The sequence below is a fragment of the Mesorhizobium sp. M4B.F.Ca.ET.143.01.1.1 genome, assembly GCF_004792275.1.
In the GTDB taxonomy this organism is placed as follows: Bacteria; Pseudomonadota; Alphaproteobacteria; order Rhizobiales; family Rhizobiaceae; genus Mesorhizobium; species Mesorhizobium abyssinicae.
Genome location: NZ_SRSR01000223.1, coordinates 1 through 326, shown reverse-complemented (window position 1 = coordinate 326; position 326 = coordinate 1). Strand labels below are relative to the sequence as shown.

Here is a 326-nt window from a genome sequence, read left to right as displayed (position 1 = left end):
GAAGCCGGAGATGATCCTGGCCGAGCGCGGCATCCGCTCCACGGTGATCCTGTTCGGCGGCGCCCGCCTGCCCGAACCCGGCGGCGAAGCCTGGGCGGCCAAGAACGAGACCCAGAGGAAGAACCTCGAGAAAAACAGCAAATACTATGAGGAGGCGCGCAAGTTCGCCCGCCTCTGCTCGCAGCAGTCGGCCACCTCATACTACCGCGAGTATGTCGTGGTGACCGGCGGCGGACCCGGCGTGATGGAAGCGGGCAACCGCGGCGCCGACGATGTCGGCGCACCCTCGATCGGCCTCAACATCGTGCTGCCGCATGAGCAGGCGC

Annotated in this window: 1 pseudogene; it reads left to right on the top strand. The window is 67.2% G+C overall.

Features of this window, described 5'->3' with window-relative positions:
* Nucleotides 1–326, top strand: a pseudogene (locus EN786_RS36730) (3-isopropylmalate dehydrogenase); the annotation flags it as partial.